Annotated in this window: 18 protein-coding genes and 10 tRNA genes; 11 read left to right on the forward strand and 17 right to left on the reverse strand. The window is 38.4% G+C overall.

The window, feature by feature from the left end:
- The first annotated feature begins 515 nt into the window (after positions 1 to 515).
- The 6 genes from H4J65_RS10320 to H4J65_RS10345 all read left to right on the forward strand — a co-directional run bounded on the left by H4J65_RS10320 (position 516) and on the right by H4J65_RS10345 (position 4,138).
- Positions 516 to 1,658 carry a serine hydrolase gene (locus H4J65_RS10320; RefSeq protein WP_182198098.1) on the forward strand — a complete coding sequence of 381 codons (1,143 nt, stop codon included), beginning with the start codon at positions 516 to 518 and terminating at the stop codon, positions 1,656 to 1,658.
- Positions 1,659 to 1,868: 210 nt separating this feature from the next.
- Complete coding sequence (locus H4J65_RS10325) at positions 1,869 to 2,144, forward strand: hypothetical protein (RefSeq protein ID WP_182198101.1); 276 nt, start codon at positions 1,869 to 1,871, stop codon at positions 2,142 to 2,144.
- Positions 2,145 to 2,265: 121 nt separating this feature from the next.
- Positions 2,266 to 2,535, forward strand: coding sequence for a hypothetical protein (locus H4J65_RS10330; protein WP_259363364.1), 270 nt, complete (start codon positions 2,266 to 2,268; stop codon positions 2,533 to 2,535).
- Positions 2,536 to 2,564: 29 nt separating this feature from the next.
- Entirely contained in the window at positions 2,565 to 2,951 is a 387-nt protein-coding gene (locus H4J65_RS10335) for a hypothetical protein (protein WP_182198103.1), read from the forward strand.
- A 79-nt stretch (positions 2,952 to 3,030) separates the two neighbouring features.
- Entirely contained in the window at positions 3,031 to 3,489 is a 459-nt protein-coding gene (locus H4J65_RS10340) for a nuclear transport factor 2 family protein (RefSeq protein ID WP_182198106.1), read from the forward strand.
- Positions 3,490 to 3,586: 97 nt separating this feature from the next.
- A complete protein-coding gene (locus H4J65_RS10345) occupies positions 3,587 to 4,138 on the forward strand; it encodes a GNAT family N-acetyltransferase (protein WP_182137741.1) in 552 nt (183 codons plus the stop codon).
- 153 nt (positions 4,139 to 4,291) lie between these two features.
- Here H4J65_RS10345 and H4J65_RS10350 read toward each other — a convergent pair whose 3' ends face one another.
- From H4J65_RS10350 to H4J65_RS10415, 14 genes are all read right to left on the reverse strand, one after another.
- The gene (locus H4J65_RS10350) at positions 4,292 to 4,981 is read right to left on the reverse strand and encodes a glycerophosphodiester phosphodiesterase family protein (RefSeq protein ID WP_220461010.1); all 690 of its coding nucleotides are present in this window, start codon (positions 4,979 to 4,981) and stop codon (positions 4,292 to 4,294) included.
- Between the two features lie 145 nt (positions 4,982 to 5,126).
- On the reverse strand, positions 5,127 to 7,103 hold the full coding sequence (locus H4J65_RS10355; RefSeq protein ID WP_182198108.1) for a tetratricopeptide repeat-containing sulfotransferase family protein: 1,977 nt from the start codon (positions 7,101 to 7,103) through the stop codon (positions 5,127 to 5,129).
- Positions 7,104 to 7,254: 151 nt separating this feature from the next.
- Complete coding sequence (locus H4J65_RS10360) at positions 7,255 to 9,654, reverse strand: TonB-dependent receptor (RefSeq protein WP_182185862.1); 2,400 nt, start codon at positions 9,652 to 9,654, stop codon at positions 7,255 to 7,257.
- Between the two features lie 388 nt (positions 9,655 to 10,042).
- The gene (locus H4J65_RS10365) at positions 10,043 to 11,392 is read right to left on the reverse strand and encodes an MFS transporter (RefSeq protein ID WP_182198111.1); all 1,350 of its coding nucleotides are present in this window, start codon (positions 11,390 to 11,392) and stop codon (positions 10,043 to 10,045) included.
- A gap of 601 nt (positions 11,393 to 11,993) precedes the next feature.
- Positions 11,994 to 12,080: transfer RNA gene (locus H4J65_RS10370), tRNA-Leu, on the reverse strand.
- A 62-nt stretch (positions 12,081 to 12,142) separates the two neighbouring features.
- A tRNA-Gly gene (locus H4J65_RS10375) sits at positions 12,143 to 12,218 on the reverse strand.
- A gap of 69 nt (positions 12,219 to 12,287) precedes the next feature.
- Positions 12,288 to 12,363: transfer RNA gene (locus H4J65_RS10380), tRNA-Gly, on the reverse strand.
- Between the two features lie 64 nt (positions 12,364 to 12,427).
- A tRNA-Leu gene (locus tag H4J65_RS10385) sits at positions 12,428 to 12,514 on the reverse strand.
- A 4-nt stretch (positions 12,515 to 12,518) separates the two neighbouring features.
- A tRNA-Cys gene (locus H4J65_RS10390) sits at positions 12,519 to 12,592 on the reverse strand.
- A gap of 71 nt (positions 12,593 to 12,663) precedes the next feature.
- Positions 12,664 to 12,739, reverse strand: a tRNA-Gly gene (locus tag H4J65_RS10395).
- Between the two features lie 142 nt (positions 12,740 to 12,881).
- On the reverse strand, positions 12,882 to 13,466 hold the full coding sequence (pgsA, locus tag H4J65_RS10400) for a CDP-diacylglycerol--glycerol-3-phosphate 3-phosphatidyltransferase (RefSeq protein WP_182137737.1): 585 nt from the start codon (positions 13,464 to 13,466) through the stop codon (positions 12,882 to 12,884).
- 74 nt (positions 13,467 to 13,540) lie between these two features.
- Complete coding sequence (gene uvrC, locus H4J65_RS10405; protein WP_259367582.1) at positions 13,541 to 15,394, reverse strand: excinuclease ABC subunit UvrC; 1,854 nt, start codon at positions 15,392 to 15,394, stop codon at positions 13,541 to 13,543.
- 2 nt (positions 15,395 to 15,396) lie between these two features.
- Positions 15,397 to 16,041, reverse strand: coding sequence for a UvrY/SirA/GacA family response regulator transcription factor (gene uvrY, locus H4J65_RS10410; protein ID WP_182137736.1), 645 nt, complete (start codon positions 16,039 to 16,041; stop codon positions 15,397 to 15,399).
- A 138-nt stretch (positions 16,042 to 16,179) separates the two neighbouring features.
- Entirely contained in the window at positions 16,180 to 16,434 is a 255-nt protein-coding gene (locus tag H4J65_RS10415; RefSeq protein WP_182137735.1) for a hypothetical protein, read from the reverse strand.
- Positions 16,435 to 16,610: 176 nt separating this feature from the next.
- Between H4J65_RS10415 and fabA the strand changes: the two genes are divergently transcribed.
- Positions 16,611 to 17,126, forward strand: coding sequence for a 3-hydroxyacyl-[acyl-carrier-protein] dehydratase FabA (gene fabA, locus H4J65_RS10420; protein ID WP_182137993.1), 516 nt, complete (start codon positions 16,611 to 16,613; stop codon positions 17,124 to 17,126).
- Positions 17,127 to 17,231: 105 nt separating this feature from the next.
- Here the strand turns inward: fabA and gltX are convergent, their stop codons facing one another.
- Entirely contained in the window at positions 17,232 to 18,644 is a 1,413-nt protein-coding gene (gene gltX, locus H4J65_RS10425) for a glutamate--tRNA ligase (protein ID WP_182137734.1), read from the reverse strand.
- A gap of 277 nt (positions 18,645 to 18,921) precedes the next feature.
- On the opposite strand from gltX, the gene H4J65_RS10430 reads away from it, so the two are divergent.
- The 4 genes from H4J65_RS10430 (at position 18,922) to H4J65_RS10445 (ending at position 19,333) form a co-directional block, all read left to right on the forward strand.
- Positions 18,922 to 18,997: transfer RNA gene (locus tag H4J65_RS10430), tRNA-Val, on the forward strand.
- Between the two features lie 44 nt (positions 18,998 to 19,041).
- A tRNA-Val gene (locus H4J65_RS10435) sits at positions 19,042 to 19,117 on the forward strand.
- Positions 19,118 to 19,149: 32 nt separating this feature from the next.
- Positions 19,150 to 19,225: transfer RNA gene (locus H4J65_RS10440), tRNA-Val, on the forward strand.
- 32 nt (positions 19,226 to 19,257) lie between these two features.
- Positions 19,258 to 19,333: transfer RNA gene (locus H4J65_RS10445), tRNA-Val, on the forward strand.
- A gap of 372 nt (positions 19,334 to 19,705) precedes the next feature.
- Here H4J65_RS10445 and H4J65_RS10450 read toward each other — a convergent pair.
- Both H4J65_RS10450 and H4J65_RS10455 read right to left on the reverse strand, forming a co-directional pair.
- Entirely contained in the window at positions 19,706 to 21,277 is a 1,572-nt protein-coding gene (locus H4J65_RS10450) for a sulfotransferase (protein WP_182137732.1), read from the reverse strand.
- A gap of 399 nt (positions 21,278 to 21,676) precedes the next feature.
- The gene (locus H4J65_RS10455) at positions 21,677 to 24,166 is read right to left on the reverse strand and encodes a TonB-dependent receptor (RefSeq protein ID WP_182198113.1); all 2,490 of its coding nucleotides are present in this window, start codon (positions 24,164 to 24,166) and stop codon (positions 21,677 to 21,679) included.
- Between the last annotated feature and the right edge of the window lie 163 nt (positions 24,167 to 24,329).

Genomic DNA, 24,329 nt, shown 5'->3' on the forward strand with positions numbered 1-24,329 from the left:
AGTAAAAATAACATCTTTGATGATACCGCAGCGCTAATGGATGATAAATAAATTCTCTATGGCGTTTTGTACACAAAGCAGCATAAAAGAATAACAATTTTTGTCACCATTAAAAGTCGATACAAGCATCAATTAAGCATAATTTAGCTAGGTAAAAGGTCGTTCATCATAAAACTGCTAATGCTAATTTGTCTGCATTACTGACATTGCAGTTAAAAATTTTGCCATATATTTTTTTTGAATTATCTATTAGCGTAAACGATGTAATGCCCTTTTATATGGAAGTCAGTATGATTTTTCGAGGTGTGTTACTAAGGCGTCTTAGTAACACACCCTAATATACATGTGATTTAGCATTACTAGTTTCTAATGCTTTGAAAGTACCGGACATTAATGTTAATTTAATGTTACTTTTGGCGAGTGTGATGCTTAAACGCATACATACATATATAAGCTGTTATGCAGAAAATTAAGATTTGGCAATAGTCGCCAACTTTACTAAAACGAGATAAATCATGATAAAAAAGTTAGCTTTCCTTTCTTTATTCCTTATTCCACCAGTATTCGCTCAGACTACTCTAGTAGATAAGCTTAAAATCGAACAACAAGTTAAAAGCTTTATGGCTAAGGAAAATATTCCGGCAATAGCTGTTGGCATTATTCAACAAGGAAAAGTTGTGTTTACATCTGGACTAGGTGTAAGAGATAGAGAAACTAAGCAAGCAATAAACTCCAAAACGTTATTTCAAATTGGCTCTCAGTCGAAAGTATTAACCAGTATTATTACATTGGAGCTCATTGATAAGGGGGAGCTTAAGCTAACTGACCGTGTTATTGACCTTTTACCCGATGCTTTCCCAAAAAACTCTCTGTCAAAGTTTGAATCATTAACGATTGAACATTTATTGACACATCGTTCTGGTTTACCAAATTATCCCAAAAACGTCACTAGGATTGATGGTGATGCATTTTTAGGTGGTTATGATGAACAAATGCTATTAAGTGCATTAAAAGTGATGAAATTAAGCTTTAAAGTGAATGAAAAATGGGACTATTCAAACTTTAATTACGCCCTACTTGGATATGTCTTGAGCAAAGTGACAAATAAAAATTATGCTCAATTAGTTAAATATTATATTTCTGATAAATATGAGCTTCCAAACACACTGGTAAATTTATCTGAAAGCCAAAAGAACACTCAACAAGCTTTTCCTTACAGAAAAGATGATCGCCAAGTTCTGACTAAGCCATGGGATATGGGATTGTTAACGCCACATGGCGGTGTTTACTCAAGCATTGATGATATGGCTCATCTTATGGTGTTACAAATGAAGGCATACTCGTTATTTAGTAAAAGTGGAGAGAACTCACCGCTCGTTTCAACTCAAATAAAATATGATACGAAATTTACTCAGGGTGGTGAGAAATACCCTGGATTAAGCTATGGCCTTGGAATGTTTGAAGCAAGTAATCAGTTTCCTCTGTTTTCTGAAACAGTATTGTTTCACGGTGGCGATTTAGATGGTTATGGCTGTGAGTATTTATTTTCTCCAGAATATGGTGTTGGAGTAGTTATGTTAACTTCAAGTGGTGGAGGTAAGTTTGTCAACTTTGGCAGACAAATGATGAGAGAATTATTAGAGATAAGCGTTAAATAATAAAAGATTAACATTGAAAATAATTGTCTAAATAACCTCAAATATTTTCTAGCATAACGAGTTAAATGAAAAGAAGTATTTACGTTTACTTTTTACATAACAAGGTATTACAGTAAGACAAATAACAGTTGGCTGTTTGCTCCTGCGTCGCTTATTTTAGCCAACATAGTATTTGCCTCTTAATGAGGCGTTAGTGCACATGGAGTTTGTATGTTCTCGAAAGTTTCAGTAAAAATTATCATAATCTCATGTTTAGTTTCTTTAGGTGGTTGCTCAACAACTAAGCCAACGAATGTTGCATGTGATTTTGTTGTCGGTGCGGGTGATAATGCAATTGAAAGACATGAGAATAAAAACAAGAGTGGCACTCACGGAAACAAGGTTAAAAACAATCAAAATTCAGATACTCTTGAAGGCATTTTAAATATTTTTGGTGGCATGCTTACACGAAGCTTAAACAATGACTCAAGTAAGAAGTGCACATAAGCAATTCAACCGGACTAAAAACAGTGGGCTGTTCGCTTCGCTTTCATTTTAGATCACAATTTTTAGCCTATTAATGCTTAATGGGGCGTTATGTGTCATTCAAATATGGACGTTAAATCAAATGAAAGATGATCAATTTAAAGTTTGGGAATCAACGCGAACAAAAGGGAAATTAAATTTTGTGCTATTTACCGGTGTCTTATCATGGGGCTTACCAATGTTTATTTTTATGGCTTTTATGAATAAGCCTTTTTCTGATGGCTTCACATCGAAATCCGCCATTATTCATTATATAGTTTGGCCATTAGCTGGAGTATTGTTTGGTGTATTAACTTGGTTTATGTCGGAACGAAAGTATAAAAAAGAACTAGCCAGTCGTAGTATCACTTAGTATCAAGGTGCTTAAACGGATAGAGTTGAATGAATCCAGATTATACGAAATATACTCTTGTAGAGTTGTACGATGTTAAAGATAACATTGATAAAGAGTGTTATCCCGAACGATACGATTTATTATTAAATGAAATAAGAAAACGAGAAAAAAATCCTGAGAATGAACCTAAACCTCGGAAACTTATTAATAAAAAAGATAAAGCTTACCTTAAAATTTTTTTAATGTTTCTTTGTATTCCTTTTTTTTCATGGCAATTAATTAATGCATATAAATATGGAGTAATTCATTCCAGAAATGATCATGTTTTGCATCTGAATTCAGACCCTATAGGGTTTTATGTGGTTGTTTTAATTCATGCTAGTTGTCTTGTGATAGCTTTGAGCTCTGTGTTTAAAGGCTTGAGCGCTAAGTAGTAGCTAAGAAATTAAACAGGGAAAAAAACAGTTGGCTGTAATTTAGGCGTTATACGTATGCTGTAGGAATCGAGGTTATATGAAAAAATTAAGTATATTTTTATTTGTATTTGTATCAATGCAATCATTGGCTAATGAAGCTCCTTTGGAGGACAGAATGAAAGTTCTTGATACAGAGCTTTTTGAATTTTTTAACAACTGTCAGAGCCCTGGAGAGTTAAAAAAATATGCTAGTTATTTCTCTCCAGATGTAGAGTTTTATCACGATAACGGTGGTGTTACTTGGGATCGGAGAAGTATGATCTCAAATACTAAAAAAAACGCATGCGGTAATTACACTCGTAAACTTGTAGCTGGTTCCTTCAAAGCCTATCCAATTAATCAGTTTGGTGCAATCACTGAAGGTGTTCACATTTTTTGTGAAACTAAAGCTAAAAAATGCGAAGGAAAATCTGATTTTGTTATGGTTTGGCGTAATGTAAATAATAAATGGGAAATTACTCGAGCATTGAGTTATGGGCACCGTGAAAATAAATAAAATACGTATAACAAAATACAGCTGGCTTTTTGTTCACTACGATCACTAATATTAGCCAACTATATTATTGCACGTTAACAGGCGTTGAGTATTACATTTGAGCATTAATCTACGACCACTAAATCAAAATGACGATAACTACTCGAAGGTTATCGATCTGTATAAGAAAGCGTTTACCACAGCTCAACGTATTCCCACCTGGATCCTTAAATTTAAACTGAGAAAAGGTAAGGTAGGCTTTAACGTTCTTTATGCAGATGATACTTGGATAGGTCTCATTTACACCACTGAGTTTAAAGACATTATATTGGTACACTTTTTAGCTATATCGGAATCTTTTCGCTCAGGTGGGTATGGCAGTAAAGTGATGGATTCAATGAAAGTTATGCACTCAGGAAAAAGAATTGTACTTAACATTGAGAAACTTGATAAGCAAGAAAAAAACTTCGAACAAAGAATCAAGCGTAAAGCTTTTTATGAAAAAAACGGATTCAGTTCATCAGGGTATTTTGTGAAAGAACCAGGAGAAAAACTTGAGATGCTTATCTTTGGCGGCAGTATCAGTAAAGAAGAGATAGAAGCAATGTACAAGAATCTCTTTGGTAGCATTATTGGCTTCTTGCTTAGACCTAAAATAATAAATACATGATGCATCCCTTTGTTGCCACGTACTCATAACAAGCGACCCAAGCAGGACAAAAAAACAACTGGTTTTGCTCCTGCATTGCTTATTTTAGCCAACAATTTTTTGCCTCTTAACGAGGCGCTATCGATACTGGTATCACATGTAATATTGTCTTAATTATAGTCTTTCTGGAAAATTACAAAAAATACCATCAATATTCAGTTTTTCCATTTCGGCAATATCATCATAATCATTAACCGTATACACATAAACTTTTAAACCGTTGTTATGTGCGTGATTGACAAAGTCCTGGTTAATAAAATCTACACTTAAATTAATCGACTGCGCATTAAGTTCAACCGCACAATCGGAATAAGAAAGTGGTATGCCGTCAAGTAAGGCACCAATAGGTATTTGGGGAGCTAGCTGTTTAAATTTATTTAATTCATGATGGTCGAATGAAGAGACCATAAAATCAAGCGCTGACCAAGCATGTTTTTTAATATATTTATCTATGACTTGATACGTTGCAATGGCTGTGTTTCTGCCCTTTAACTCTATGTTTACCATCACTCTTTTATCAACAAAGTCTAAGACCTCTTCGAGTGTTGGGATAAGTTCACCTTTACCCGCATCTAGTTGTCTTAATTCTGCAAACGTTTTATCTTGGGTATAGCCAACACCATTAGTGGTTCTGTCTACTTTATCGTCATGGATAACGACAAGCTCACCTGTCTTGCATACGTATACATCTAACTCTATCGCATCAACATTTAATTCTATTGCTTTTTTAAAAGACCTTATCGTGTTTTCTGGCTCATGTCCCATGGCACCACGATGTCCAATTTTTAGTATTTTTTTAGCCAAGATTGATTCCTTTATATTTTAGATCTAATAATAGTTAACGGGTGCTAAAAACTGCTGATTAATTGCAGACACCGCGGCTTCTTGATTGACCGTTAAGGCCAATAAAGAAAATGCAGCGTTTACTTATTTAAAACTTATTTGAGGCTTACTTAGCATTGCTTAATGCTTTTTTCAGTGGCCCTAGATGTGATTCATAGTTGCGCCATTGTTCCAGACCACTTTGATAAATAGGTTGGCGCACCTGCTCAGAACTTGGTGTGCGAACAGCACGTTTATTGGTGTGAAAATCAATACAGGCCTGTTCAAAAGGCAGACCACAGTAGTCCAATATACGCCGAACTTGAGTGTCTAAATCAGCCACCACATCTTCATATTGTACCCGTAAAATTTTGCCTGGTAATGCTTTGTCCCAGTGGTCCATTATTTCAACATAGTTGCGATAATAATTGCCAATATTCTCAAGATCATAGGAAAACTGTTGGCCTTCACCAAATAGTTGTTTATAACCGCTAAAACAACAAGATAAGGCGTCACGTCTGGCATCAATAATTTTAGCGTTAGGGAGGATCAGATTGATAAGAGCGATATGTCTAAAATTGTTTGGCATCTTGTCGATGAAAAAAATCGCTCCTTGGCGATGATGCTGAGTGTCTTCAATATAACGCTCGCCCATTTTAGTCAGCTCATCAGCTGATAACTCTTTTAGGATACTGGGATATCTCGGCTCATCCTGCTTGGCTTGTCGTCCATTCAAGCGGTGTGCTAACCCTATGATATTGGCCAATTCCATCGTGCCATCAACCTGTGAGTGTGAAGCAAGAATTTGTTCTAAAAGTGTTGAACCCGCACGTGGTAGTCCAACAATAAATATCGGATCAGGGGCAGAACAACCGGCCAGTTTATTACGTTCGAAAAATGCGGCATCAAAATTATTTTTCTGAAATTCAAACGATAATTCTAGGGATTTACTATCAAATTGGTCTTGTTCGCTTTTCAGCTTGTTGCCGCGATGGTAAAAAAAGAAGGCTTCATCAAAGTGTTCGCTATCTTCCAAATCTTTACCTAGAGCAAAGCAGAAGTGAATTTTATCATTTATCGCGGTTGTCGGGCTTGCTTCCTGATCCCGCATTTGCTGACGTTCATCGGCAGTAAATCGGTAAGTTTTTAAATTGGCCAAACTCCAGAACGCATCGCCAAAATCAGGTTTGATACTATAGCTTTTACGGTACGCGGTAATAGCGTCGTCAACACGGCCCATTGTTTTTAAAGCATGGCCTAGAGTTAGGTAGATTGAATGATTGGCGGCGTTGTTATGCAATACACTTTCAAAGGTGCTAATAGCCGCTTCAAAATCTCCGGTTGCCTGTTGCGCATTACCAAGACCAATTTTAAAGTTTGAATTTTTTGGGTCTGAATCTAACAGAATTTTTGCTTGCTCAAGTGCCTTTTGAAATTTTTGGCGCTTATGCAACACATGAACATAGTCCAAACGGGCCCTTTTATAATTTGGTTCAAATTCAAGGCAGCTAGCTAATAAGAATTCTGCGTCATCAAGAATTTGAAACTTCGTCCCTAACTCAGCCAGTAAGCGCATAGCTTCTGGTTGATGTGGATTGTCTTTGAGAAAGTGACGACAGAGCCATTCTGCGCGATGTAGTTGTTTTTGGTATATTAGGCTAGAAACAGAAACCAATGCCGGTGGCAGGCTAGAGAGCCATTCAACACGCTGCTTAGCTTCTTCACGCATTGGATAGTCAGGCTCTGCAGCAAGTACACGCCAACTGCCAAACAATGCTGGATTTAAGGTAACGGCTTTTTCAAAAGACGCTATGGCTTGGCTGGTGTTCTCCATTGCTTTGTGAATATAACCTTGCTCTTGATGAGCTCTGCCGTGCTCAGGCATTTTTACTAGAATTTGATCAAGACTTGCCATGGCTTGGCTATGCTTTTGTTGTTTACGCTGACAAACTGCAAGACAATAAACACCTTCAATATGTCCTGGATTTTCCACCAGCATATCTTCAAGATTTGCAGATGCTTGGCTTAAGTGGCCTTTCTTAATCAAGAGTTGACACTGTTTAATCACTTGGTCAGGTTGGAGGTTTTTCAATTGATTTGGCAAAATAATCTCTCGCTAAATATCAAGATACCATTGATATTATCTATAAAGGTCCAGAAAAAAGGTCTAGAAAAAAGATCCAGAAAGAAATAGGTCGGCGTGATTAAACGCCGACCCTAACTTATCTTAAAGTACTTTAAAATAAGGTCAAATACTAATAATCATAGCTTATTCTAAAGCCAATAGTACGAGGTCTTGTCGGTGAAACCCTATAAACATTATCGGCTGAACCTGCGGCAACTTGTCCAAGAGAGTCGGTAGCATTGTCAACAAAGAGCGTTGCTTTCCAGTCATCTTTGCCAATAGAGGCTGACAGGTTAACCTGAGTATAAGACGGTAACTCGACGCGATCAGCATCAACTAGACTATTAAAACGTGAGTCTGTCCATTTGAATACGCCTTGGAAAACAGCAGAGAAATCGCCGATTTCTTGATAGTAACGTCCGCCAATAACGCCTTCACTTTCTGGTGCGTAAGGCAGGTTTGACCCTACAGGTGTTATATTCACTAGCGTATTTGGAATATCGGTCAATTCTGAATCGATATAGCTCAATGAGCCAAAAAGGTCGACATTTTCGGTCGCCGCCCAATTAAGTTCAAATTCAAGACCATTGATTTCAGACGAGCCAACATTGTCAAAAAATGAGTTATTGGCGATACTAAGATCTAGAACACCTTGCTGCATATCACTGAAGTCAACATGATATATAGCGCCGTTAAAACGCAATGTATTGTCAAGCCAAGCTGTTTTCCAGCCAAATTCAACACTGACGACAGTATCGGTATCAAAGGTCGCTGGAATGCCACCTGTGCCCGCTGAACGATTGAATCCACCGCCTCTAAAGCCTTCTGAATACGTGCCATAAAACATCGCGTCAGCATTCATTTTCCAGCGTATATTGGCTTTGTAAATAGTTCCTGATATCGTTGCAGGAGTCAAACCAGCCAGTCTTGAATCGACATTTGTTCCGTTAGCAGCTTCTGGTCCAGATGCTCTTTGGCCATTAGACGAATGTCCCATCAAGCCCATTTCAATCTCGTAGTGACGAGCACCTAGGGTTACGGTGACATCGTCAGTAACATCGTAAGCAAGTTCACCAAATACCGATAGCTCTTCACGATCTGTTTGGTAATCATTGAAGTAGGTTACGCCAGGAGGTCGAGCACTACCATCTGTATTAGTAAAAGCGCCTGGTATTGGGAAGTTTGGTGAGAAACCTGCGGCAATAGACCCAGCATAGTTGAAGTCAGTTAAGGTGTTAAGTTGCTGATCATCATAGAAAACACCACCAATCGCTCGAAAACGATCTTCCGCATTGGTTGCCACACGAATTTCGTGCACAACACGCTCTGTTTCGAATTGTTCAGAAGTCGTCATCACAGGACTAAAACATTCATCATAACCTGGGTAACTACAAGTGTAGTAAGGAACATATGGGCCTATTTCAATGTAAGCCGTATAATCAGTATTACCTTGGAACGTTCGGTTGGTGAACGAGCCGTTATAGATAACTTCAAGTCCGCCAAGCATACCATTTAGCGTCCATTGTGTGAGGTCGACCTGATCATCACCTTCAGTGGGAGAGAAAGTCGAAGCATTCAAGTCATCTTCAGTACTAATAGCCGGGTCGTATTCGAAAGAGCCTTCAGTATCAAGCTGTTGGTTTGTGTGTTGTATTAACAAATCCCAATCGTTATCGATTTGCCATAATGCACTAACTCTCATGCCTCTATGTGTCGCTTCATTGTAATCATCTTTTGCAAGCGTAGCGTTACTTACCACTTGTCGAGATGAAGGAACGCTGCCACCTAATCCTGGATTAGTCAATGGTAATTGAGTCGTGCTAAGGGCATTATCAATAAAGCCAGCATCGGTAGAATTATAAGCCGCAATACGTAGTGCAAATGTATCGTCTACAATGGGAATATTAAGATAACCCTCAGTTTTATTACTGATGCCACCACTCTTAGTAGATGACATACCTACCTCACCACCGGCCCTGAATTCGTCCAATACCGGTTTATTGGTAATAAGACGTACAGTACCTGCCTGTGAACTAGCGCCAAATAATGTACCTTGAGGACCTTTTAAAACTTCAATGCGTTGTAGATCAACTGCATATAAATCTATATTACGACCAGGCGTGGTGATTGGTGCTTCGTCGAGATAAAAGGCAACACTTGGCTCGCCGCCAATGCCAGCAAGTCTGACATCAGAACGACCCGCGGATACACCACGGATATATGTTTCTTGTTTACCGGGCCCTTGACCTTCAGAGCTAACACCTGGCAGCAATGCAATGTAGTCTTCAAAGCTATCAATGCCTAGTTCTTGAAGTTTTGCACCACTCATTGCCTGTACAGCCAGCGGTACAGTTTGTTGGTTCTCTGCTCTTCGAGTTGAAGTAACAACGATAGTTTCGACCTGACGTTCAGTCTCAACTTTTTTGTCTTCTACTGTACTATTTTCTTGAGCTTGTACTGTGCCATTGCTCAATGCCAGAGCGATCGCCATAGTCAATGCTGTTTTAGCGGGTCGGTTTATTTGATACATGTATATCCTAGTTGGTTATCTTCGTTGATTATCTTACTGCAACTTAGCCAATTTTAATTGCTACTAAGTAAATTAATATCTTAATTGTGAAGCAAAGCGCTTATCAACAGCGACATCCTTTTGCCTCTTGGCGACAAACCGTTAACAATAATTAGAAAACGGCTGTAGCCTAGAAGTTATCTGGTTTATAACTTCATTATTTAATATGGCAGAAATTTTGACGCTGTAGCATACTACAATATTTAAAATATTACTGGATATAGAGGAAATAAACAGTAATCTTCGGTGAAAAGGGTCTATTTAGAAGAAGTTGTTTTTTGAACCACCCGCCAATATTACTTAGGCGGATGGCGTTAAAATGTTTATAAACATTAAGCAATTGACGTGATCAGCGCTTAATTAACACTTCCCCTGACTTTGCCGCTTTATATTCTGCATGCATAAATGCCCAAACAGATATAATACCAACCGCTGAAATCAATATAAGCATATTCATAAAACTAGACCAACCGCCCGCACTATCGGCCAATCTTCCACCAATAAAAGCAAATGTTGCACTGGCCGCAAAGCCAAAAGCATCAATAAAGCTCACTAGTTTTGCGCTATGGGGGCCACCATATTCGATGGAAAATATTGACATAGGTAAGTAATAAGCGGGAGAAATTGAAAAAGCGAATAAGAAAATTGCACTCAAAGCCACCATGTAGTTCACCTCAACACTGAGATTAAACCAAGATAAATATTTCAAGGTCAGTACACTCAATAAACTCAGCGTCATGGCTATAGTTAAAACTGTCCGGATGCCCTTTTTGGAAAAACGGTCGTAAAATGCGATCGACGCTAACAGTCCGGCTAAAGAACCGACGGGAAATATAGTAGATGCCATTGCTGCCTGTGAGGGCGATAATTGGTAAGTTTCCATAAGATAAACCGCAACAAAATCTAAAAAGGCCATCATACAAGTAAGCATCATTAGCATGAGCACGACCAACCAGACTCTAGGACTTTTAACAAATGCCAGCATACCCGCCAGCATACTTGTGCCTTGAAGGGGGTGATTATATTTGTTATCAATCGCCTGTTTTGATGCTTTCGCCAACTCTATACCTTCGGCACTAGTGTCGGTATGATCACCTTCATTTTCTCTGAAAAAATTTGGATTTTCAGGTTTTTCTTTCAGGAAAAAATAACAACCAATAAATATAACCAATGCAAAAGCCGCAGCGATGAAGCCTACTGAACGCCAATGCATAAAGCTCAACAACCAACCAAAAAATAAAGTCGCCAACACCACACTAAATCTAGAACTGGTAGAGATAATACTCCACACCCGTCCGTAATGATGAGGGTGATACCATTCTCCAACCAGTTTAGTCATACCTGGCCAGCCTGAAGACTTTGTGCAGTAAAGCAAGAATGAAAAGACAGTAAAAGCCATTACATTAGGCGAAAGTCCAAAGGCGATAACAAACAGTGCGGTAAGAAAAATTCCAATTAAAAAAGTAAAGCGCCCACCAATCACATCAGCAAGAGGCCCCCAGATGAGTTTACCCACAAGTGCACCTAGGGTGCCATAAGCCGCGAAGTCTCCAATATTTGTTTTTGTTAAGCCTAAGGTATCATCGGCAAGCATGGCAGGACTTAGAATAGTAATCATTTGACGGCAGATCATCATGGCAGCATAACCAAGATACATGGCGATAATAATGTTTAATTGCTTTGGGGGTCGGATAGACATAATTTCTCTGTGAACTGTTGCAATATAGTTGACGGGGCTGCTATAGAACTAGGGTTCAATTGGGGGTTAATTGTTATTATTATTGTTTAGACGAGACTATGTTGCTCAGTAGCTTACGTCAAATTAACGCATAAACAGTCAGCGTTGAATGATACTAGACTTAAGTAAAATAAGGAAATTTCTGTCAGTACTATTTCTATTAGTCAGATTTTGGTAAAAAACTTAAATTTTTAGTATCAATAATGTTAAAAATATTGTCATCGGTAGTCATAAATTCAAATGGCGTAAATGAAAATAGCGGTTAAATTTTTATGGAGGTGTTCAAGAGGTAGTATTGAAGGCTTATGCTAATAGTCATGATACAAGTATTAGTGAACTTGTGCGTGGTAAATTTAAACAAGGGTTTAAGCCGTTAAAAGCATAAGAATCTTGAAAAAATCTAAATATTAATACAAAACATCAAGTCTAGTTAGCAACTATTACAGAGAGGTAGTTAAAAATATTTTTATAGAAGATATTGACAAGGATTTGATTATATTGGAAAAAACTGAATTACTATATGATTTTTTTAATTTACTCAACAGAACGTAAAGTAAAAAGATGGTACCCGAGGCCGGACTTGAACCGGCACACTCTTACAAGCGAGGGATTTTAAATCCCTTGTGTCTACCAATTCCACCACTCGGGCATCGAGAGTTTTTTTTATAGTAGAGATTGGGACCCTACTTTGACAGTAATAACTGTCATATTTGGAGCGGCTGACGAGACTCGAACTCGTGACATTCACGTTGGCAACGTGATGCTCTACCAGCTGAGCTACAGCCGCTTCATGGTCTTAATTTATAACCAGTAAACTTATAACTAGCAAACTAAGATTTTTAACACGTTTAAAATTTGGAGCGGCTGACGAGACTCGAACTCGTGACATTCACGTTGGCAACGTGATGCTCTACCAGCTGAGCTACAGCCGCTTCATTATTTTAAACTTTCCCATACATACACCAATATGTATTAATTCTTACTGCACAAATGAAATGGTACCCGAGGCCGGACTTGAACCGGCACACTCTTACAAGCGAGGGATTTTAAATCCCTTGTGTCTACCAATTCCACCACTCGGGCAATGTGGAGGCGGGTCCCGGAGTCGAACCGAGGTACACGGATTTGCAATCCGCTGCATAGCCACTCTGCCAACCCGCCACTTACATCAAAACTATTTTCATTTACTACCCATAAGGTAGTCTTCCCTGTACATTCTCTTAAAGAGAAATTGGAGCGGCTGACGAGACTCGAACTCGTGACATTCACGTTGGCAACGTGATGCTCTACCAGCTGAGCTACAGCCGCTTCATGTGCTGACTCCCTGTCAACTGGAAACGCATTCTACATTGAAAAACTTATGAGTCAACCCTTTAATATCAATTTTATTTTGACTGCTCAAAAAGCGACTAATGTGGTGTTTTTTTAACTAAAAACAAGCTATTTAACACTAATTAATCTTAGTTAACTCTGGCCAAGCCGCTTTGAAATAAATCACCATAGACCAAAAAGTAAGCACAGTGGCAATGGCATAAAAACTAAAAGCGGCAAAAAGTAATATTTCATGCGGAAATTCAAACAAAATTAATGGGATATCATAAGTTGGATACCAAATTAATCCCATAATACCTAACATTTGTGTGGCCGTTTTATATTTACCCATTTGTGAAACAGCGATTATTTCTCTTTTACCTCGTGAAGACATAAACTCACGTAAAGCACTAATAAATATTTCGCGCGCGATCATTAATATCGCTGATATTGATATCCACCACACTTGTAAGTCTTGAATCAAAATTACCAGCGCAGCAACCACCATTAGTTTATCAGCAACGGGGTCAATAAAAGCACCAAAGGCAGACGACTGATTAAGTTTTCTTGCTAAGTAGCCATCAAGCGCATCACTCACCGCGGCAAACCAAAAAACAACAAAGGCACCAAAATGATTCCACGACACGGGCAAATAAAACACCACGATAAAAACCGGGATTAAAACAATTCTAAATAAAGTAATTTGGTTGGGGATTGTCCACATAATATGTCTTATATTCTTATCGTTAACTAATTAAAATTGTATCGAAGTAAAAGACATTTTACACAGATTGTGAGTTAATTGTCATGCAAGGCGTCATAAATATTTTCTGCCAATACTTTACTGATACCCGGCACTTTTTCTAGCGCGGTTCTGTCTGCCTTTAATACTTCTTGTAAGCCCCCTAAATATTGTAAAAGCGCTTGTCTTTTTTTAGCCCCTATTCCTGGAATATCTTCTAATGTAGATTTTTTACTGGCTTTTTGTCGTTTTGCTCTGTGGCCCGTGATGGCAAACCGATGCGACTCATCTCGTATATGTTGTACAAGGTGCAGTGCCGGTGACGTAGCAGGTAACGATATGAGTTGATGACTACCGGCTAATATTAAGGTTTCTAGCCCTGGCTTTCTTGACTCACCTTTAGCAACCCCAACCAATAACGGGGTTTTTACTTTATCTACGCCGGCAAAAAATTCTTCCGCTTTTGCCAACTGACCTTTACCGCCATCGATAAAAATAATGTCTGGCATTTTTTCTTCACTGGTGACTTTGCTATAACGTTTGTCTAAAGCAAATGCCATAGCGGCATAGTCATCACCTGGCGTAATGCCGTACACGTTGTAACGTCGATAATCACTTTTTAATGGCCCTTCTTGATTAAACACCACATTTGACGCGACGGTTTGTTGTCCCATAGTATGGCTAATATCAAAACATTCAATGCGTGATATGCCATTGGTTAGCTCAAACACTTCATTTAATGCGACGAATCTTGCCTGCATTGATTCTTTATGAGAGTTTCTCGTCATTAAAGCCGTTGCAGCATTAGTGCAAGCTAATTTAAGGTATTGCGCGCGCTCGGTGCGAACATTATGTGATATTTTTACTTCATGCTCTGCTTGGGCGCTAATGACCTGAACGATGTCTTGCTGGTTATCAATGGCCTCAGGGATAATAATTTCTTTTGGGATAGCCCCTAAGTTAAGTTCATTACCAATATAATGTTGGCTAATAAAAGCCGCCATTATTTCCGCATCGCTGGTATCAACGGGCACAGTTGGAAAATAACTTTTACTGCCTAATATTTTATGTTCTCGAACAAATAATAAGTGAATACAAGCTTGCGACTTATGACGATGAAGCCCGATAACATCCATTTCCGCGGCAGTACCACTGACAAACTGTTGCTGCTGAACTTTTCTTAAGGTCGCAATTTGATCTCGGTATTTTGCCGCATGTTCAAAATTGAGCGTTTTACTGGCGTTTTCCATATTCTCTACTAGGTGTTCAATTACAATCGAGCTTTTGCCCTTAAGAAACAATTTGGCTAACTGCACTTGCTTTTGATAATCCGTGGGCGATATTTTATCTACACAAGGTGCTGAACATCGGCCCAATTGGTGCTGTAAGCATGGCCGACTTCGGGCCCGATAGTAGCTGTCTTCACACTGTCTGAGTGGAAAAATCTTTTGCATTAAACGCAAACTCTCCCAGACAGCACCTACCGTAGGGTATGGCCCAAAGTAATCACCTTTAACTTTTTTACCACCACGGTGTAAACCTAATTTTGGATGTTTGTGGTCTGTGATCAGTAAGTAGGGATAGGTTTTATCGTCGCGCAGTAAGATATTATATTTTGGTTGATACTTTTTAATATAATTGTTTTCGAGGATCAGCGCTTCGCCTTCCGTATGGGTTACGGTAACGTCAATAGCAGAAATTTGTTTAACCAGTGCGCGCGTTTTATTACTGCCTACATCTTTGCGAAAATAACTCGCTAAACGTTTTTTTAGTTGCTTCGCTTTACCAACATAGATCACTGTTTGGGCTATGTTGTACATGCGATAAACGCCAGCTTGTTCAGAAACTGCCGCTAGGAAGGCTTTATGATCAAATGAGCTTTCATCATTTGATAAAATTTTATCAGACAATGCTATAGCACTTCAGTTTTTAACATACCATGGCGAATAGCCAAATGCGTTAGCTCAACGTCATTACCGACATTAAGCTTATCAAACATACGATAGCGGTAACTATTAATGGTTTTAGTACTTAGTACTAATTGTTGTGAGATATCAGGTACTTTTTCGCCACGCGTGATCATTAACATGATTTGCAGTTCACGTTCGGACAAACTACTGAAAGGATTTTCATCTGGGGATTTGAATTGGCTTAACGCCATTTGCTGGGCAATCTCGGGTGTTATATAACGTTGGCCGCTATGAACAGCACGAATCGCATTGATCATTTCATCAGGACCGGCACCTTTGGTTAAATAGCCTGCCGCGCCAATCTGCATAACTTTTGTCGGAATGGGGTCAGTGCAATAAACGGTTAACACAATAACTTTTACATCAGGCGCATAACGAATAATTTTTTTTGTTGCCTCTAAGCCGCCAATGCCTGGCATGTTCATGTCCATAAGGACAACATTAGGCTCGACTTTACGACAAAATTGTACGGCTTCCTCGCCTGTTTTAGCTTCACCAATCACCTTAAGTCCTTTTACTTCGTCTAGGATTTTTCGTATTCCAGTACGAACCAACTCATGGTCATCAACTAACAAAACATTTATCAACGTAGAATTACCTTATTTATCACTTTATAAAAAGCAGCAGAATTAATAAAAAGAATATAGCGAATTGGTCTCTAACACAATATAAATTCTTGCTTTTTCTCTAATTCATTTCCTTAATCAAGGTCGTTTAAGTCATGATTACAGCTCGTTTTTATTTAGCCAGTTATTTAACAAGTGAATTTGGCCATTTTTATATGCCGCATAAGTCAAACGCACTGCATTACTTAAAATGATACTGTCATTCCATTTTGTTTGCTCGGCAATTAGTTCGTAACATTTTTGTGCTTCTGGTGTCAGATAACCGCGCATTTCTTTTTTACCGCGATCTTTTTGCCGTTCACGATAACGTTTTTGTTTTTCCGCATTAGTTAATGCTTTCTTTTTTATATTCATCAATACCTTACCTATTAAAAGTTTAAAACCTTAGTAGTTATGTATAACCAATTCTTACAAAATATTGTGAATTTGTTAAGTCATATATAAATTTATTTAACTGTTCGGAGTTGTTTAGCGTACAAGTGTTAGCTAAAGTATGGTCTTTGAAATTATTAATAAACGTAAGTGATGACATGGAACAACAAAATTCGTTCTCAAAAGAAGACCTAGTAAAAGCAGGTACTGGTGAAATGTTTGGCCCTGGCAACAGCCAGTTACCATCTGACAATATGTTAATGATGGATAGAATTGTTAGCATTAATGATGATGGCGGCGAACATGGCAAAGGCGAAATTATCGCTGAATTAGACATAAATCCAGATCTTTGGTTTTTTGATTGTCATTTTAAAGGTGACCCTGTTATGCCGGGTTGTCTTGGCTTAGATGCAATGTGGCAATTAACAGGTTTTTTCTTAGCATGGTCAGGTGGTCCAGGTCATGGTAGAGCTTTGGGTGTAGGTGAAGTTAAATTTACTGGCCAAATTTTGCCAACAGCGAAAAAAGTCACTTATAAGATTACCTTAAAACGCGTTATTAAGCGTAAATTATTTATGGGTATTGCTGACGGTACGGTTTCTGTTGATGGTCGTGTTATCTACACAGCGAAAGATTTAAAAGTGGGCTTGTTTACCGATACTACTAAGTTTTAATCACTATTTAACTAAGTGTTATCAGTAACATCGTCCTGAACATAAAAAGCCAGCAATTACGCTGGCTTTTGTTTATCTTTTTTCACAAAACGTTAATTTTATAAATTAACTATTTGCGATACGCGCATCAACCACGGCAATAGCTTGATCAATTCTAGCCAAAACTTTTTGCTGATCTAACAATGCTAAGGTAATGTCTAATGAGGGTGAATTGCCACCACCTGTGGCAGCAACACGTAAAGGCATGCCCACTTTACCCATGCCTACTTCAAGCTCTGTTGCTGTGTCGTTAATCGCAGCATGAATGGGTGCAGCTGACCAATCAGTCAAAGCCGCTAATTTCTCTTTTACTAACAACAGAGGTGCTTTTACTACCGGGCGTAAATGTTTTTTCACCGCACCCGCATCAAGTTCAGTAAAATCTTCATAAAAGTATCGGCTAATTTGTGCCATTTCTTTTAATGTTTTTACTCGGTCCGCTTGTATTTTTACAATTTCTTCAAGGGCTGGGCCATTTTCAACATTGATACCCTGCTCTTTCATATGCCACGCAAGATGAGAGGCAACATAAACCGGATCGAGTGTTTTCATGTAATGCTGATTAACCCAGATAAGTTTGTCAGTATTAAAGCCTGAAGCTGCTCGGTTACAGTCCTTAAGATCAAATAACTCAATCATTTCTTCACGAGAAAAAATTTCTTTATCACCATGTGACCAGCCTAAACGCACTAAATAATTCAATAGTGCTTCTGGCAAGAAACCGTCATCACGATATTGCATTACACTTACAGCGCCATGACGTTTTGACAAACGTTTACCGTCATCACCTAATATCATCGGGATATGGGCATATTCAGGTACGGTTGCACCTAATGCTTTTAAGATATTAATTTGTTTTGGCGTATTGCTGATGTGGTCATCACCACGAACCACATGTGATACTTTCATATCCCAGTCATCAACAACAACTGTTAAGTTATAAGTGGGTGTACCATCTGAGCGAGCAATGATTAAATCATCCAGTTGCTCATTACTAATAGTAATATCGCCTTTAACCATATCTTTAATAACAACATCGCCGCCTAATGGATTTTTAAAACGAATCGCATAAGGCTTATCTGTTGGATAATCGGTGCGTTCACGCCATAAACCATTGTATTTCTCAATCTCACCTTTCTCTTTCGCTTCTGCACGCATAGCATCAACTTCTTCAGCAGTGCTGTAACAACGATAAGCGTTACCAGAAGTGAGTAGTTGCTCAATCACTTCTTTGTAGCGATCAAAGCGTTGAGTTTGAAAATAAGGCCCATGAGTCCATGGTAGGTTTAACCAATTCATGCCGTCCATAATGGCGTCAACGGATGCCTGTGTTGAACGCTCTAAATCCGTGTCTTCTATTCTAAGAATAAAGTCACCACCATTTTTTTGCGCATAGAGCCAACTATATAAAGCAGTACGAGCACCACCAACATGTAAATATCCCGTAGGGCTAGGGGCGAATCGAGTTGTTAAAGTCATAAAAGTCTCAATGAAATATTTATTTGCGTAAGTCAGCAAATAAAACAAAGGTTATTAAAAAAGTTGCGCCATTTTATCAGGCAAGTGCATGAAATACACCTTTTAGCGCGTTAAATTTCCTGACGACCTGAGACAACAAATAAAAATAAAGTTCACAAAACCATCAGTCTGTCCAAATTTAAAGCATTCAAGCTCAATAGTGAAAATAAATATAAATAATTACTGAGTTTTGGTTGACAGCTTTTATGATCTCCCTATAATACGCCCCCACAGAGAAGGACGATTAGCTCAGTTGGGAGAGCACCGCCCTTACAAGGCGGGGGTCACTGGTTCAAGCCCAGTATCGTCCACCACTTCTCTGTTAGTACTGTTTAAATAGTATGTGTAAATTTATATCGGACGATTAGCTCAGTTGGGAGAGCACCGCCCTTACAAGGCGGGGGTCACTGGTTCAAGCCCAGTATCGTCCACCACTTCTTTTACCATAAAGAAGCAAAACTAAAATGGACGATTAGCTCAGTTGGGAGAGCACCGCCCTTACAAGGCGGGGGTCACTGGTTCAAGCCCAGTATCGTCCACCACTTCTTTTGCCATAAAGAAGTAAAACTTAAATGGACGATTAGCTCAGTTGGGAGAGCACCGCCCTTACAAGGCGGGGGTCACTGGTTCAAGCCCAGTATCGTCCACCATCTTTATTTCCAGTTAAAATTTCCATACCATTAATATTCCTCTTAAAGTAAAACTAAAAGCACATTCACCTCTTTATTATCCGCGCCAAATCACTAGTTCAAGCACAGTATCGTCCACCATCTTTATTGCTTATTTAATTTCCTTATTATTAATATAAATAAGAAATTAAAGTCATATCTGCTCTTTTGAATTATCACCTTCATCGTTAGCCAGATGGCTCAAGAAAGACTTTAGGCTGATATTCAGCTATCGACACAAAGTGATTGATCGATCAAAAACATGTGTATTTTCTAGCTTTAGTGCTAATGCATACTATTAATTTCTTTTACAAATTCGCCAGAGTTTTCTAAAAATCAATCTAGATTAAAATACTAAGTTTGCTCTCTGCTGGCTAATATCGCTTTTACGCCATCTAGATAAGCGTCATATTTTTTCCAGTTACCCACTGAACTATTATTAATTGGACTACGAACTTGCATTGCACTGGCTGTAGCGACAGGCGCAGAATTTTGCTCAATATCAACACATTGCTCTTGCCAAGAAAGATTACAAAATTCAATCAGCTGCTTGGCTTCATTTACTGGGTCATTAACCAACTTCTCATAATTAATAAAATAAAAATTTTCTGGAAAAAGTGCTAACCATAAAGCCGCTAACTGTTTAAATAGTAAATAAAATTCTGTGGTGCTTTCTAAATCATATGAATAACTATAATAGGATTGATTAACCGCAAAAAGCTGTCGAAAATTACTCACAATGGTATCCAGTGGATTTCTATCTAAGCAGACAATTTTAGCTTTTGGTAATGCTTTTAAAATAAAGCCAACATAAAGTACATTTAATGGCATTTTATCAACAAATTTTGCTGTTTTACCGGTTATTGCCCGCGTACTTTCAATATAATCTTCGCCTAACTTGGCAAAATTTATATTTTCTGTCGCTGCTATTGTTTCTGCATCAATCACACGCTTACTGGTGGTTTTAGCCATTTTTTTAAGTAGCAAACCAAAGTGCTGCAATTCACCTGCACTTGTTACTTCGCTGTGCTGTGAAATAATTCGTTCAACCAGCGTTGTGCCTGATCTTGGCATACCAACGACAAATATTGGCTCATCAGTGTCGAAACCTTGAACCTTTGAGCTATCAACATTTTTAAAGTGACTTTCAAGACGGCTAAACAGCGCTTTATCTTCATCAAAATGGTAGTTAAATTGTTTGAGTTTACATTTTTTTGCCGTATCTAAGTAGAAAAATGCTTTATCAAAATCTTTCAGTGCTTCATATTCTCGGGCAAGAGCATGGCCTATATATAAGCTGTCGTCTGCATGTTGCGTTTGTGAAAACAATTGTTCAAGTAGAGGTATATGGTTTGATGTTGCCGATATGCCGCCTAAACCCGTTAACGCGGCATGAGCTTTGTAATGATTTGGAGCCATTGCGATAGTTTTTTCATAGGCTTTTTTAGCGCCGTCAAAATCACCAACAAACTTGAGTGCTGCGCCTAAATTAAAGAAATAATTAGGATTTTTATCGTTAATGGCTACGGCTTGTTGAAAAAAAATCACCGCTTTTTCGTGTAAGCCAATTTTACTATAGGCCACACCAAGCGTATCTAGCGTTAATGATGATTTTGAGGCAAGTTGAGCCGTAAGTTCAGCAAAGTACACCGCCTGCACATGATTATTTTCCAGTGCATAGTGCTTGGCCAGTTGTGATAAGTATTCGGCATTGTTAGGAGCAAGCTTGTTGGCCTGTTCAATTAGCTCAATAGCTTTAAGAAAATTATGATGCGCACTAGCAATCATGGCTAGCAAAAAATAAGCATCCGAAAAATATTTATCTTGTTGTAAAATAGCGATTAGTTTTTGATGGGCTTGTTGATACAAACCTTGATTTAAAGCTTGTTGCGCCTGCTGATGCAATATTTTTGTTGTGTTAGACATACTTCAACTACTCAAATTTAGTTATTTTAAATCACACTTGTTGATATACTTTGCCAGTTTTTATCACAAAAAAATATCTACAAGGGTATTAATTCTTTCTATTGGATTATCATTAACCACAATAATATCCACAAAATTGTCCGCTTTTATTTATGCCACTTTTTTATCCATTTAATCATCGCGCACTGTTAATAAGTCACTGCTTGCCTCGCTTGTAATGGTGTCATAACAAACTGTGTTATACAGTTTAAAGCTTCGGCGTTAGCGTTATGGGGATAAATCGCTAAAAAAAATGCTAAAAAAAATGCTAAAAAGGCACAGTATCATTTAAACGTTTAAATGATACTGTGCCTTTGTTTTTTTATACTTTTGATTTAAGTAAAAATTATACTTAAATCATTACAAATCGAATAAATATTCGAAACGTACTCCTACTTTGCGTGGCGTGATTAAGTAATGTCCATAGTTACGCTGAAGGCTCGCATCGTTCGAGTTCATCACAGGAAACTTTGCTAAGCCAATATCACCTTGATCACGACGTACCGAGCTATAGGCATATTTATCAAACATATTATCCACGTATAAGGTGACCGACCAAGCACCTTCTGTTAATTTTGCTGACACATTACTTATCGCATAGCCTGGTAAAACCTCGCCATCAGCGCGTAAACCGACCTTAGAGTAAACATCACTTTGATAAGTTAAGCCGTAATTGATATCTAAACCTGTGCGACCAAAAATCTCGGTAGAATAGCTTGCGCCTAATGAAAACTGCTGTTCAGGTGAGCCGGGTAAACGATCACCATTTTTACCATCATAAAAACTTTGCTCTACACCTGCATCAAGCTGATCTTCACTTAAGACTTGAAATAGAAAAGGGGCGTCACTGGTTAATTCTGCATTGGTATAAGCGTAAGTAGCATAGGCGGTAATATTATCACTTAGCATGGCGCGAGTTGATATTTCAACCCCTTTTGATTCTGCTGCTGCGGCATTGCTGGTAATAGGTTGCTGACCATAAAAAGTAGCACCCGCGACTTGAGCATTGTCCCACTCAACCATAAATACCGCGGCATTAAAATGTAATTGGTTACTCCACCAAGTACTCTTAAAACCTAATTCATAGTTAGTTGTGGTATCTGCTTCGTAAAGAGCTTCATCGGGTAAGGCACAAACATTTTGAAAGCCCGATTCTTCGACGTCATCAGGGCAGGCAGCAACACCATTAGAGCCACCAATTCTGAAGCCTTCACTTAACGTGGCATAAGCCATCACATCATCACTAAATTGATAACTGGCATTAACTTTCAATAAGTTGCCATCACCATCAGCAGGCGGAGTGCTTTCAAGATCTAAATTGATTTCACTTGCTGCATAATTATCAAATAAGGTGTTATACAAAGGTAAGTCTACTGCTGAAGACGAGTTAACTTCATAGTCATAAAAACGAGCACCAATCATCAGCGTTAATTTATCGGTTACTCTATAAGTTAACTCACCAAACAAAGCTGATTCAGTGATGTCAGTATTACCCACCGAAATATACTCTAATGAATCAGGACGTAATTGATTGCCACCCCAGTTATCAACAGCATATTGATCGAAGCCAGGCGCATATTCACGGCTATCACCAAAACTTTCGAATTGGTTGTAATAAGCACCTACAATCCAAGAAAGTGCTGAATCTCCTGTTGATACTAAACGAATTTCTTGGGTAAAGTTTTCAGCCTCATCCACTTCTCGAGTAAAAGTGGAAAAACCTGGAAATTCTTCATAGCTGTAATCTAAACGGATAAGTAAGTCGGTTTGATCACGTTGCCCCAGTGCTTCAAATTCTGAATAACCGGTAGCAGAAGTCAGTTCAGCAAAACCTAAATCAAGGGTGATTTCTAAACTCAGTAAAGTGTCTTCTTTTTCTCTTGGTTCTTGATAGCGATAACCTGAGTCATATTCTCCTATAACTGTCGTTAAAGGATTTGTCTCGCTTAAGCTACTGTTATGAACAATAGAGCGACCGCCAATGTCTTGTTTTTGATAAAAATACGACAAAGTTGCATCAAAAACTTCATTCGGCTGCCAGCGGATCATCGCTTTAGCTGTACTCGTTTTTTCATCGTTAGCATCTTTCACCTGTTTTAGGTTAGCGCTAACTGCATCAGCATCTGACCAATCTGGATCAGGTAATGAAACACCTCCCTCGCGCACCACATAATTGTAATCAATATAGCCAGGTTCATTTAAATAATTAAAGGCAAAACGCACGGCTAATTCATCTTGAATTAATGGCGTGTTAAAAACAAAACCTGCTTCACCACCGGTATCATCACTTTCAGATAAAGTGAAAATGTCACCATAGAGCGAACCAGAGGTTACATCAAGCACAGGTTTATTCGGTAAATAGCGAATAGCACCACCTAAAGTGCCTGCACCATATAAGGTCCCTTGTGGACCAATTAATATTTCAACTCGTTCAACATCAATGAGTTTCATGTCAACGACTAGGGGAATTTCACCAATGTAAGTGGCCACAGTGCCACCATCAGAGCCAGGGCCTGATGAGTTAGTATTTAAACCGCGGACAACAATCGGAGAGCCCGTACGACCCCCTTGATCAGCAACACTTAAACCTGGTACCCAACGAGCAACATCTGATAATTGTGTAATGTTTTGATCTTTCATCACATCACTATCAAGTGCGGTGATATTTAAAGGAGCCTCTTGCACAGTCGATGCACGACGTGAGGCCGTAACTTGAATGCGTTCAATGCCTTCAACAGCAAGTTTTCCGGCAACTGCTTCAGCGTAACTATAGGTGGTTACAGATAATGCGGAACTGAGTGCTAAACATAAAACAGATTTTTTAAAGGTTTGCGAATTTTTTACATACATGGGTGGGTTCTCTTCCTCAGAGTTATTTATATAGCTTGTTACTATTTTTATATTGAATTTTTTATATTAAGTGTTTTTATGTTTGTTTTTATTCGTTCAAATCTCGTTATTCATAAGTTATAAAGCGTTACAGTTAATGCTTTGATAAAAATTAACCACCAAA

This window comes from Colwellia sp. MB02u-9, assembly GCF_014077085.1.
Taxonomy (GTDB): Bacteria; Pseudomonadota; Gammaproteobacteria; order Enterobacterales; family Alteromonadaceae; genus Cognaticolwellia.